The sequence below is a fragment of the Archangium sp. genome, from assembly GCF_036388035.1.
Lineage (GTDB): Bacteria > Myxococcota > Myxococcia > Myxococcales > Myxococcaceae > Archangium.
Genome location: NZ_DASVSO010000492.1, coordinates 1 through 11,578, shown reverse-complemented (window position 1 = coordinate 11,578; position 11,578 = coordinate 1). Strand labels below are relative to the sequence as shown.

At 70.1% G+C, this 11,578-nt stretch carries 10 protein-coding genes; 3 read left to right on the top strand and 7 right to left on the bottom strand.

Going from position 1 to position 11,578, the window contains the following annotated elements; genetic code table 11:
- On the top strand, positions 1–2,021 hold a 2,021-nt coding region (locus VF697_RS19885; RefSeq protein WP_414641324.1), incomplete at its 5' end, for a DUF6982 domain-containing protein.
- 129 nt (positions 2,022–2,150) lie between these two features.
- Here the strand turns inward: VF697_RS19885 and VF697_RS19880 are convergent.
- On the bottom strand, positions 2,151–2,807 hold the full coding sequence (locus VF697_RS19880) for a YceI family protein (RefSeq protein ID WP_331097292.1): 657 nt from the start codon (positions 2,805–2,807) through the stop codon (positions 2,151–2,153).
- Between the two features lie 37 nt (positions 2,808–2,844).
- Complete coding sequence (locus tag VF697_RS19875) at positions 2,845–3,708, bottom strand: class III extradiol ring-cleavage dioxygenase (RefSeq protein ID WP_331097290.1); 864 nt, start codon at positions 3,706–3,708, stop codon at positions 2,845–2,847.
- 138 nt (positions 3,709–3,846) lie between these two features.
- On the opposite strand from VF697_RS19875, the gene VF697_RS19870 reads away from it, so the two are divergent.
- Positions 3,847–5,487 carry a sigma-54-dependent Fis family transcriptional regulator gene (locus tag VF697_RS19870; protein WP_331097288.1) on the top strand — a complete coding sequence of 547 codons (1,641 nt, stop codon included), beginning with the start codon at positions 3,847–3,849 and terminating at the stop codon, positions 5,485–5,487.
- Positions 5,488–5,493: 6 nt separating this feature from the next.
- Here the strand turns inward: VF697_RS19870 and VF697_RS19865 are convergent, their stop codons facing one another.
- The 5 genes from VF697_RS19865 to VF697_RS19845 form a co-directional block, all read right to left on the bottom strand.
- On the bottom strand, positions 5,494–6,213 hold the full coding sequence (locus tag VF697_RS19865; protein ID WP_331097286.1) for a DUF1751 domain-containing protein: 720 nt from the start codon (positions 6,211–6,213) through the stop codon (positions 5,494–5,496).
- A 166-nt stretch (positions 6,214–6,379) separates the two neighbouring features.
- The gene (locus VF697_RS19860; protein ID WP_331097284.1) at positions 6,380–6,577 is read right to left on the bottom strand and encodes a hypothetical protein; all 198 of its coding nucleotides are present in this window, start codon (positions 6,575–6,577) and stop codon (positions 6,380–6,382) included.
- A 173-nt stretch (positions 6,578–6,750) separates the two neighbouring features.
- Positions 6,751–6,966, bottom strand: coding sequence for a hypothetical protein (locus VF697_RS19855; protein WP_331097282.1), 216 nt, complete (start codon positions 6,964–6,966; stop codon positions 6,751–6,753).
- 37 nt (positions 6,967–7,003) lie between these two features.
- Positions 7,004–8,200, bottom strand: a complete 1,197-nt coding sequence (locus tag VF697_RS19850) for an acetyl-CoA C-acetyltransferase (RefSeq protein ID WP_331097280.1) — start codon at positions 8,198–8,200, stop codon at positions 7,004–7,006.
- Between the two features lie 77 nt (positions 8,201–8,277).
- The gene (locus tag VF697_RS19845; RefSeq protein ID WP_331097278.1) at positions 8,278–8,928 is read right to left on the bottom strand and encodes a hypothetical protein; all 651 of its coding nucleotides are present in this window, start codon (positions 8,926–8,928) and stop codon (positions 8,278–8,280) included.
- A gap of 248 nt (positions 8,929–9,176) precedes the next feature.
- On the opposite strand from VF697_RS19845, the gene VF697_RS19840 reads away from it, so the two are divergent.
- A partial coding sequence (locus tag VF697_RS19840; RefSeq protein WP_331097276.1) for a caspase family protein occupies positions 9,177–11,578 on the top strand: 2,402 nt, incomplete at its 3' end.

Sequence of the window (11,578 nt, the reverse complement as noted above, 5' to 3'; positions counted from 1 at the left end):
CAGAGGCCCAGCCTGAGTGGGCGGCTCCTGCCGAGGAGCAGTCTGCTGTCGAAGTGCAGGCCGAGTGGGCCACTCCCTCCGAGGGACAGACCGACTGGTCCGCTCCCGCCGAGCCCCAGCCCGTCATCGAGGTCCAGGGCGAGTGGGCTACTCCCGCCGAGGAGCAGCCCGTCCTCGAGGCCCAGCCCGAGTGGGGTGCTCCCGCCGAGCAGCCTGCTGTCGAGGCTCAGCCTGAGTGGGCCACTCCCGCCGAGGAGCAGCCTGCTGTCGAGGCACAGGCCGAGTGGACCACTCCCGCCGAGGGACAGACCGACTGGTCCGCTCCTGCCGAGGAGCAGCCCGTTCTCGAGGCCCAGCCCGAGTGGAGCGCTCCCTCCGAGGAGCAGCCCGTCGCCGAGGCGCAGGCCGAGTGGGCCACTCCCGCCGAGGCCCAGCCCGAGTGGTCCGCTCCGGTTGAGGAGCAGCCCGTTTTCGAGGCCCAGCCCGAGTGGAGTACTCCCGCCGAGGAGCAGCCCGTCGCCGAGGCTCAAGCCGAGTGGGCCACTCCTGTCGAGGGACAGACCGACTGGTCCACTCCCGCCGAGGAGCAGCCTGTTGCCGAGGCGCAGCCCGAGTGGGCCACTCCCGCCGAGGCCCAGCCCGAGTGGGGCGCTCCGGTTGAGGAGCAGCCCGTCCTCGAGGCCCAGCCCGAGTGGGGCGCTCCTGCCGAGGCCCCCGCCGCGGAGGGACAGACCGACTGGTCGGCTCCCGTCGAGCAGCAGCCTTGGATGGGCGCCGCCGAGCCGTCGGCCCCCGTCGAGCTCCAGCCTCAGTGGGCGTCCGAGAGCGCCGCGCAGGACTGGAACGCTCCCGTCGAGGCCCAGCCCGAATGGAACACCCCCGTTGAGGAGGTGCAGTCCGAGTGGGTCGCTCCCGCCACGGATGCACAGCCTCTCGTCGAGGCAACCCCCGCGGATCAGGGCACGGCCTGGGGCGGCGAGCCCCAGCCCCAGGGAGAGTGGGCCAGCGCGCCCGCGGAGACGAGCTGGAACGCACCCGTCGAGAGCCAGGGTGAGTGGAACGCGACGGCCCACGACGCCGAGCAGCCCCTGAGCCCCGAGGCGAGCCAGACCTGGTCGGCCGCGGAGCCAGAGGCCGGTGCGCAGGAGCACTGGTCCGGCCAGCAGCAGGCGTCCGCGTGGGGTCAGAACGACGGCGGGTACAGCACGCCCGTCGAGGACCTCTCGGACTCCGAGCAGGTGCTCGAAGCCGACCTCCCGGTCATGGAGGCCGAGCCCGAGATGCCCGAGATCGACCTGGGCGCGCCCGAGGCCGACCTCCCGGTCATGGAGGTCGAGCCCGAGATGACGGAGATCGATCTCTCGGAGGACATCGTGGAGCCGCCCTCCGTGGCGGTGCCGGTGGCGCCCGCGCCCAGGGCCGCGGCCCCCGTGATGCCTCCGAGGCCTCCCCCGGCCCCGGCGATGCCTCCGCCTCCGCCCATGGAGCCCCCGGCTCCCGTGGTGGCGGCCCCGAGGGCTCCCGTGACTCCGGCGACGGCTCCGGTGCTCGTGCCTGGGGCGCCTCCGCCTCGGGTCTCGCAGCTCGCCACGCAGACGGTGCGGGCCTCGGCGCAGCCGGCGTCCCCCGTGCCCATGGCCCCCATCAACGCCTTCATCGAGGGCGAGCACCGGGTCATCATCCACACGGTGGAGGGCCAGGTGAAGCGCGGTGCCATCCGCGACGTGGACCTGCTCGACGAGGCCATCCCGCTCGAGCAGCAGACCGGCTTCGCCCCCGAGCGCATCCCGGTCACGCGCGTGAAGGCCGTCTTCTTCATGCTCGCCACCGGCAGCCGTCCGCCGCAGCCCGACGGGCAGAAGATCCGCGTCACCTTCACTGACGGTCGCCAGGTGGCCGGCTTCTCGCACGACTACAAGAGCACCGGTCAGGGCTTCTTCGTCATCCCCGCGGACACGCGCACCAACACCTCGCGCATCTTCATCTACCGCGCGAGCGTGCAGGCCGTCGCCGAGGGCTGAGCCGCCCGCCTCGCGCCGCCGGGAGTCCCACCGGCGGCGCCCCTCCCCTCGCGGCCGTGGCCCGCAAATGAAAGAGGGGCCTCGTCACCGAGACCCCTCCGGGCTTACCGCCCCATGCTGCTCAGACGATTACTTGGTGTCCTTGGCCGTCTTGGCCGGGGCCGCCTTGGCCGGAGCCGCCGCCGCGGGAGCCGGGGCCTGCTTCTTGTTCAGCTCGAGGTCCAGGGTGATGGAGACCTCCTCGCCCACGGCCACGCCACCGGTCTCGAGGACCTTGTTCCAGCCCAGGCCGAAGTCCTTGCGGTTGAGCTTCGCGGTGGCCACGCCGCCGCGCTTGGTGTTGCCCCAGGGATCCTTCGCCTCGGAGGTGAAGCCCTCCACGTCCAGCACCACCGGCTTGGTCACGCCGTGCATGGTCAGGTCACCGGACACCTTGAGGTTGGCACCGGCCTGCTCCACCTTCGTCGACTTGAAGGTGATGGAGGGGTACTTCGCGGTGTCGAAGAAGTCCGGGCTGCGCAGGTGCTCGTCGCGCTTGGGCTCGTTGGTGTTGATGGAGGCGGCGTCGATGGTGGCCTCGATGGTGGACTTGGTGATGTCCTTCTCATCGATGTTGGCCGTGCCGGCGACCTTGCCGAAGGAGCCGCGCACGTTGGACACCATCATGTGCTTCACGGAGAACTGCGCGCCCGAGTGGGCCGAGTCGATGACGTACTCGGCGGCGAAGGCGAACGAGGGGGCGGCGAGCACGAGGGCGGCAACGGCGGGCTTCAGAGACAGCTTCATGGTGTTTCTCTCCAATGGGGACTGCGGACTGCGGGTTTCATCCACGCAGCGCGAAGCTGCGCATGGACAGGGTTGCGTAATGGAAGCCCTCGAACACGGGGGTGACCCGATCCTCGGGGAGGGCGGCACCAAGGACGAAGAAGAGCGGGAGCAAGTGCTCGGCGGTTGGATGCGCGAGCCGCGCGTGCGGTGCGCTCGTCCAGGACTGTACCCCGACGAAATCCCGCGCGGCGAGCCTCTCGGCCACCCACCCGTCGAACTCCCTTGCCCAGGCTTCAGCCGGCGCGGCTTTGTCCCGCCAGGCGAGCCGGCGCAGGTTGTGGGTGAGCCCGCCGCTGCCCACGAGGAGCACGCCCTCGGCGCGCAGGGGGCGCAGGGCCTCGCCCATCCTCGCCACGTCCGCCGCGGAGGCACCCCAAGGCAAGGACACCTGCACCACGGGTGTACGCGCCGCCGGGTACGCCAGCCGCAGGGGAATCCACGTGCCATGGTCCAGCCCGCGCGCGACATCCGCCACGGCCGTCAGCCTCGCCGCGTCCAGCCGCGCCACGATGTCGCGCGCCAGCTCGGGAGCCCCGGGGCTCGGGTACGTCAGCCGGTAGAGCGGCTCGGGAAAGCCGCCGAAGTCATAAATGAGCGGAGGGGCCGCGGACGCGGTGACGCGCACCTCGTTCAGCGTCTCCCAGTGGCCGGACACCACCACCAGCGCGCGCGGGGCCACGCTCTCGCCAAAGGCCTTCATCGCCTGGGGGTACGCGTCCGTCTCCAGCGCCACCATCGGGGAGCCGTGGGACACGAAGAGCGCCGGCATCACCGCCGCACCCTTGCCTCCCAGCACGCCCGCCATGCCGGCGGCTGCCGCTGCCTGCAACACCTCCCGCCGATTCAGGTCCGCGCTCATCTTGGGGGAGCTTCATAGCAACCCCCGGGCCAGCCACTCAACCTTCCAACCCCCTGAAATTACTCGAAAGCATCACCGGGGGTCGCACGGGGGCTCTCAAAACGATAGAGAAGACCCTCATCCTGAGAGGGAGGAGCCATGGCGCCGAGACTGGAGCTGGACCTGAGGGAGCTGCTGTCCTTCGAGCCGACGGGGGGCCTCATCCACTTCGCGCGCCAACGGGTGCTGCTGTTGGACCCGGTGGCGCTGGGGCTGCTGCGCAAGGAGCTCATCTCCACGCTGGGGCTGACGGCGACGCGCGGCATCTTCACCCGGCTGGGCTTCGCGCATGGCTGGCGCACGGCGGAGACGATGAAGAACGCCTTCCCCTGGGAGGACGAGGCGCAATGGCGCCGGGCGGGTGGGCGGCTGCACACGCTGCAGGGCCAGGTGGTGCTGGAGCGGGTGGAGCGAGGCCCCGAGGAGGGACCGGAGCCCTTCGCGGAGGCGCTCTGGCATGACTCGTACGAGGCGGAGCAGCACCTGCTGCACTTGGGCAAGGCGGAGGAGCCGGTGTGCTGGGCACTCACGGGCTTCGCCAGCGGCTACATGAGCTACTGCAACGGCAAGCCCGTGTACTGCATCGAGACGCGCTGCGTGGGGAAGGGAGATCCGGTGTGCCAGATCCTCGGCAAGCCGGAGGAGGAGTGGAGCCTCGAGTGCCGCGAGGCGCTGCGCTTCTACGAGACGCAGTGCATGGAGGGGGCGCTGGCGCAGGTGACGGACGCGCTCAAGCAGGCCGAGCGCAAGCTGCGGGCGAAGCGCCAGACGCTGGCGCGGGTGTCGGGCGTGCCGGAGGACCCCGCGGGCATGGTGGCGCGCACCGAGGCCATGCAGCAGGTGCTCAACCTGGCGCGCCGCGCGGCGAAGGTGGACTCCACGGTGCTCATTACCGGCGAGAGCGGCGTGGGCAAGGAGCGCATCTCGCGGCTCATCCACGACGAGTCGGGCCGGGCGCACAAGGCCTTCGTGGCGGTGAACTGCGCGGCGGTGACGGAGAGCCTGCTGGAGAGCGAGCTGTTCGGCCACGCGAAGGGCGCCTTCACGGGGGCCACGCATGACCGGCCGGGGCTCTTCGAGGCGGCGCACGGCGGCACGCTCTTCCTGGACGAGGTGGGCGAGGTGCCCGCGTCGATGCAGGCCAAGCTGCTGCGCGTGCTGCAGGAGAGGGAGGTGCGGCGCGTGGGGGAGAACCAGAGCCGCAAGGTGGACGTGCGGGTGGTGGCGGCCACCAACCGCAACCTCGCGGCCGAGGTGGTGGCGGGCCGCTTCCGGCAGGACCTCTACTACCGCCTGCGGGTGATTGAGCTGCGGGTGCCCGCGCTGCGCGAGCGGCGCGACGACATCCTGCCGCTGGCGAGGCTGCTGCTGGCGGAGGCGACGGAGCGGATGGGGCGCCGGGTGACGGGGCTGTCACCGGAGGCGGCGGACCAGCTGCTGCGCTACGGGTGGCCGGGCAACGTGCGCGAGCTGGCCAACGCCATCGAGCGCGCGGTGGCGCTGTGCGAGGGCTCGCGGGTGGAGCGGGACGATCTGCCGGAGGAGGTGCGCGCGGCGCCCCCGAGCCTGCTGCCGGGGGACTCGCCGCGCACGCTGGAGGCGATGGAGCGCGAGTACATCCTCGCGGTGCTGGCGCGCAACGGAGGCAACCGGGCGCGCACCGCGGAGCAGCTCGCCATCGGCGTCGCCACGCTCTACCGCAAGCTCAAGCAGTACGGCGAGGCGGAGCCACCCAACTGAGCGCGGCTAGTTGAGGTACTTGTCCGACGGCCGCTCCTCGGAGATGACGCGCAGGTGGCGCGAGCGGTTGTGCAGCTGCCGCTGCAGCCGCGCGTGCTGCAAGCGCAGCCACAGCTTCCGGGGGCTGCCGCCGCGCATGTAGATGAAGGTGATGCCCAGCGCGAAGAGCTCCGGCACCTGGGTGCTCCAGTGGGAGGTGAGCACGTTGAGCAGCACGAAGCCGGCGCCGATGCCCGCCAGCACGTTGCCGGTGACGGGGATGCCCCAGAAGTTCGCCTGCCCGCGCCCGATGGACATGCCGTAGGCCACCCAGGCGATGGTGCCCATCACGAACCCACCGGGATAACCGGCGGGCAGTTGCACCACCAGGGAGAGCAGCGCGGTGAGGAATCCCGCGAGCGCCGTGCCGCCCCACAGCACCCACAGCAGGCGCCGCGAGCCCCAGCTCATCTCCAGGCCGCCGCCGATGGAGTAGAGGATCATCGCGCCGAAGATGATGCCCATCGGGCTGCGCTCGATGAACGCGTAGGTGAAGGGCTGCCACAGCCACAGCCGGGAGAAGACGCCGTTGGGCGTGAGCAGCAGCAGGTCCCCGAGGCCACCGCGCGCCAACAGGGACACCACCGAGCCCGCCACGAGCCCGATCGCCAGCCTGGCCGCCATGGATTCCACGCCGGCGAAGCCGAATCCTCCGCCGCCGCCGCCAAAGCTCCGCATCGGTCGCATCAAGTCGTCCTCCACTCGGGGCACCCGAGAGTCGTCCAAAGGTGGGGGAACCGGGCGCGCTTCGCAACCGATTCGTCCACTTCCAGGCGCCCCAAACGCCGAAGGGCGCCCATCCCCATGATTGGGGAGAGCGCCCAGCGAGCGACGTCACGGTGAGACGTCCAGCTCAGGACTTGTGGCGGTAGAACAGGGTGATGGTCAGGCAGTGGAACTCCTTGTCGGAGGACTGCGTGACGATCTTGTCCACCACGTCGACGTTCGTGTTCTCCTTGAGCCACTTGGTGATGTTCTCACCCATGTTCTCACGGTCACGCGCGAGCGTGGTGGAGAACACCTTGACTCCCGTGAAGCTGATGACGCCCATTCCGACCCTCGTATAGACCAGAGATTCCGCACGTTTACCGCGAGTACCGACGGTCATCAAGGAAACGGCCCCAAATTCCAGCCCTTCCCCTGCTCTGAAGGTGACATCCCACCCTACCCGGCAGGAGGGGCGAGCAGCCGGAGACGTGGCCCCGGCTGCCCCCCGGTGCGTCTTTAGCGAGCGGCCCCGGCACGCCGGGCCTGACAGGTGACCTCGTCCTTGCACGAGGGCCCGATGCCGTCCGGGTGGGGCCCCAGGGGCGTCTTGTCGCTCTCCTCCACGCCACACACCACACACTTGCGCTTGCGGTTGCGGCGCTCGGCACGCCGCTGCTCGGCGATCGCCTTGGCCCGCTCCCGGGCCGCCTTCGCATCCAGCTCGTTGCTCATCGTCATCTTCCGTTGGATTCGTCCGAAACCCGAGGGCTCAGAGCGCCTCGATCAGCAGCGCGATGCCCTGGCCCCCGCCGATGCAGGCCGAGCCGATGCCGTAGCGGGCCCCCCGGCGCTTGAGCTCGTAGGCGAGCGTCATGGTGATGCGCGCGCCCGAGGCCCCCAGCGGGTGGCCCACCGCGATGGCGCCACCATTCACGTTCGTCTGGTCGCGCGGCAGCCCCAGCTCCTTCTCCACCGCGAGGTACTGCGGCGCGAAGGCCTCGTTCACCTCGAAGAGGTCCACGTCCCCCAGCTTGCACTGGGCGCGCTCGAGCAGCCGGCGGATGGCCGGCGCCGGGCCGATGCCCATCACCTTCGGGTCGCACCCGGAGATGCCCCAGTTGACCAGCCGGGCCAGGGGCTTCAGGCCGTGCTTCTCCGCGAAGGAACGGGTGACCATCACCATGGAGCCCGCGCCGTCGCAGATGCCGCTGGCGGCGCCCGCGTGCACCACGCCGTCCTTCTTGAAGACCTTGGGCAGCTTCTTCAGGCCCTCCACCGTGGTGTCCGGCCGGTTGTGCTCGTCCCGGGCGAACTGCGTCTCGCCCTTCTTCGTCTTCAGCGTCACGGGGACCAGCTCCTGCTCGAAGCGGCCGGACTCCTGGGCGGCGGCGAAGCGCTTCTGGGTGAGCACCGCGTACTCATCCACCGCGTCCTGCGAGATGGAGTAGTCCACCGCGAGCTGCTCGGCGGTGAGCGCCATGGGGTTGCCGGTGTAGCTGTCGGTGAGGGCGCTCCAGAGCATGTCCTCCATGCCGCCCTTGCCCAGCGGAATGCCGAAGCGGGCGCCGCGGATGACGTGGGGCGCCTGGCTCATGGACTCGGTGCCGCCGGCCAGCACGCAGTCGGCCTGCTCGGTGACCATCATCTCCGCGGCGGTGACGAAGGCCTGGAAGCCCGAGCCGCACAGCCGGTTGACGCCCAGCGCCGGCACCGGCACCGGCACCCCCGTGCGCAGGCCCACGTGCCTGGGCAGGTAGATGGCGTCCGCGCTCGTCTGCACCACGTTGCCGTAGATGACGTGCTGGACGGACTCCGGGGACACCTTCGCCTGGGCGAGCGCCGCGCGCGCCGACTCCACCGCCAGGTCCGTGGCGCTCAGGTCCTTGAGCGCGCCGCCGTACGTCCCGAACGGGGTACGCTTTCCGGACACAAAGTAGATTTCCTCGGACTTGGACACGCTCTTCATCGCGGGGGGCTCCAGACAGGCTGAAAAGATTCGCTCTTCCTACTCCTGGTGGGCGCGCGGTGCACGCCCAAGGTGCATCACGTCGAGCGCCCGCCTCCCAGGAAGAGGCTGGCGACGATGGCAAGGGCGACGACCGTCCACAACACTCCCTGGACGTTCTGTCGTCGAATCTCCTTTTGACCCGGTCCCCGGTACCACGCCTGCCCGGCTCGCAACCGGGCGTCCTGGGAAAAATCCTCCGTGGGAACGAGCCCTTGGAGTCGCTCCTGGTGAGCCCGCAGCAAGCGCTCGGGAGAGGTCTCCGCGAGGCCTCCCGAGCGATAACGGCCGGGGACCTCGAATCCCGGCCGGGGGTAGCCGAAGGTGAGCACGAACCCCTCCGGGGCGAGCGGGGTGAGCAGGTAGAGGCGAGGCTTGCCGTCCGCCGCGAAATGAAGGGTGGCGAAGGCGCGCTCGGTGGGGTGGGCGAAGTCATAGGCGCGGGTGGCGCGCCGGAAGCGGGGCTTCTCCTCGTGGGCCCCGAGCGGGACGAAGCCGAGCGCCCGGAGCTGGCTGGCCAGCGGGGTGAGCGCGAGCGGCAGGCCCATCGCGTCCCCGGGGGCCACGGGCCGGACCCGCACGCTGTCGGGGAAGAAGAAGAGGACGGCGCGCCAGAAGTTGAGGAACAGCAGCATGCCGGCCATCCCCAGCATGGCGATCGCGATGACGAGCTGGATGACGGCATTCATGTCGGGGCTCCCGGGAGCAAGGGGCGCGCACCCTAGTGGAAAACCCACCCGAGGGGAGCGCGCGCGTACCGATCCTTTGAGCCCTCACTTCCAGCACACGGCGGACGAGCCCAACGGGCGCCTCCTGGCCCCAAGCCCAAGGAGCGGGCACACGTCAATTTTTCTCCCCTTGTCGCCGTTCAACACCGCACAATTGGCCGCCTGGCGCGGATGGATCCGCGAAGCAGCCTCACCTACGCAGGGGAAAGATGATGTTGCTGTCTTGGAAGAACCGGCGAGAGACCACGCTGGCGGGCCGTCTGTCTTGGATTGTCCCCCTCCTGTTGAGCGTCACGGGGCCGAGCACGGCCCTCGCTCTCGCGCCTCGCGCCGCTCCCACCGCCAAGGCACCCGCGTCGGCGGCCAAGACACCCGCGCCGACCCCTCCGGCACCCGCGGCGGTCACCACCAAGCCGGCCTGTTCCTTCGACGCGCCGGCGGTCGTGGAGCAGGAGGGTGAGTTCAAGGGCCGTCGCCGGCTCGCGCTCGTGGTGGGGGTCGGCAAGTACAAGAACGCCCCCAAGCCGCCCAACCTCGTCGGTCCGCCCAAGGACGCCGACCGCATGTACAAGCTGCTGACGGATCCCGTGGAGGGCATGGGCTTTCCCAAGAACAACGTCTGCCTGCTCAAGGACAGCGACGCGACCCTGGCCAACTTCGAGAAGGCCTTCGACCAGGGTCTGGTGAAGCGCGCGCAGGATGGCGACGTGGTGGTCGTCTACTTCGCCGGCCACGGCTCCCAGGCCAAGGACGGCAACCTGGACGAGCCGGACCTGCAGGACGAGACCCTCCTGCTCTACGACTCCCGCACGAACGGCGTCCCCGACCTGGTCGACGACAAGCTCAACCAACTGCTGGGCGGGCTGTACAAGAAGATGAACGGCGAGAACGCGGGGAAGGAGCAGAACGTCACCGTCGTCCTGGACTCGTGCAACTCGGGCACGGCCACCCGTGGCGACGAGAACACCACCACCCAGTCCCGCTACTTCGACACCACCAAGGACACCCTGGACCTGCGCTCCGGAATCCCGGCCGCCTCGCCCACGGGTGCTGCCTGGGACGGCGAGGATCTCCCGGGTCTCTCCTTCATCTCCGCCGCCGTGGACGGCACGCCCGCCTTGGAGATGAACGGCGAGGGCGTCTTCACCACCGCTCTCATCCAGACCCTCCGTGACGCGGGGGGCACGTCCCTCACGTATGGCCAGCTCCAGCTTCGCCTCAACCCGCTCGTCGCGGCGCGCCGCAGCCCCCAGAAGGTCCAGGTGCAGGGCTCCCGGCCGGACCTGAAGGTCTTCGGGGCGTCCACCGTCCAGCGGCCCGCGAGCTACTCGGTCGCCTCCCGTGTCGATCTCACGACGAAGAGGCTCGAGCTGAAGGGCACCCCGCTCCCGGGCTGGAGCCGTGGCGCCCAGGTGCGCATCTACAACCTGCCGGGGACGCAGGGCCCGGCGGCGACCCTCGCTGACCTCAAGGACCCGAAGAAGGCGAAGGCCACCGGCGTCGTCTCCGAGATGAAGGGCGTCGAGGGCGCGACGGTGGAGCTCTTGGACAAGCTCGATGAGACGAGCAAGGCCCGGCTCGAGTCGATCCACCCGGGCGACATCGCCGTGCTGTACCTGCCCGGCAAGGAATCCGTCTCCATCCGGGTGCGCCTCGCCACCGGCAAGCCGGGCGGCATTCCGGCGGATCGCGCGCAGCTCATCACCAAGGCCCTCGAGGAGAACCCGGACCTCAAGAACACGGTGGTGGTCTCGCAGCCGAAGGACAAGTTCCCCGAGGAGTGGACGCTGAGCCTGAACAGCGAGAGCAAGCTGCAGCTCTTCGACCCGGCCAACAACCTGCGCATGACCTATGACACCAGGCCCAAGACCCCGGAGGAGGCTGCCGCGGTCGCCAGGAACCTCGGCCAGCAGGCCCGGCAGAAGGCCCTGCTCCAGGTGCAGGGCGAGGCGGGTGACGACTTCAAGAATGACAAGACCCTGCAGGTCCAGCTGGTCCCCGTCACGAAGGGGAACGCGAAGTGCGCGGAGGCCGCCCCGCTCTGGGACAGCGAGCGCTACCCCGCGGGCACCGCCGAGGTGGAGCTGCCGCTCACCGTCTGCTACCAGGTCCGGGTCAAGCTGGCCGATGACGCCAAGGACATCCCCCTGTACGTGGGCGGCGTGCTCCTGAGTGGGGATGGCTCCATCACGGGCTTCCCCAACCCGGCCAAGGAGCAGCAGTTCATCGTCCTGCGGCCGGGACAGACGCGCGAGTACACCTTCTCGATGGTCAAGAGGGCCGTGCCTCCCATCAACGCGCGCGACCACCTGCTGGTGTTCGGCACCCGGGAGCAGGTCAAGTGGGCGGACCTCACGGAGCCGGCCGCGAGCCGAGGCACCACCTCCGGGCTGCAGGGCGCCCTGGCCGCCTACATGGGTGGCGGAGCCCGCGGCGCCGCGGACGTGGAGGTCTCCGATGCCAACACCTGGACCTCGAGCCACGTCTCCCTGGTCTCCGTGGTCAACAGCGGCTTCGTGGACTCGGGCTCGGAGCAGAAGACCGACAAGCGCGAGTTCACCCTGCAGCACTACGACATCCGCGAGCAGCTCCCCGCGAACAAGGACTCCGC

Bases quoted from the DNA above. Each gene is read 5' to 3' on its own strand.
- VF697_RS19860 (WP_331097284.1), bottom strand. From the start codon at position 6,577: ATGGGCGTCATCAGCTTCACGGGAGTCAAGGTGTTCTCCACCACGCTC.
- VF697_RS19865 (WP_331097286.1), bottom strand. From the start codon at position 6,213: ATGCGACCGATGCGGAGCTTTGGCGGCGGCGGCGGAGGATTCGGCTTC.
- VF697_RS19880 (WP_331097292.1), bottom strand. From the start codon at position 2,807: ATGAAGCTGTCTCTGAAGCCCGCCGTTGCCGCCCTCGTGCTCGCCGCC.
- VF697_RS19855 (WP_331097282.1), bottom strand. From the start codon at position 6,966: ATGAGCAACGAGCTGGATGCGAAGGCGGCCCGGGAGCGGGCCAAGGCG.
- VF697_RS19845 (WP_331097278.1), bottom strand. From the start codon at position 8,928: ATGAATGCCGTCATCCAGCTCGTCATCGCGATCGCCATGCTGGGGATG.
- VF697_RS19875 (WP_331097290.1), bottom strand. From the start codon at position 3,708: ATGAGCGCGGACCTGAATCGGCGGGAGGTGTTGCAGGCAGCGGCAGCC.
- VF697_RS19870 (WP_331097288.1), top strand. From the start codon at position 3,847: ATGGCGCCGAGACTGGAGCTGGACCTGAGGGAGCTGCTGTCCTTCGAG.
- VF697_RS19850 (WP_331097280.1), bottom strand. From the start codon at position 8,200: ATGAAGAGCGTGTCCAAGTCCGAGGAAATCTACTTTGTGTCCGGAAAG.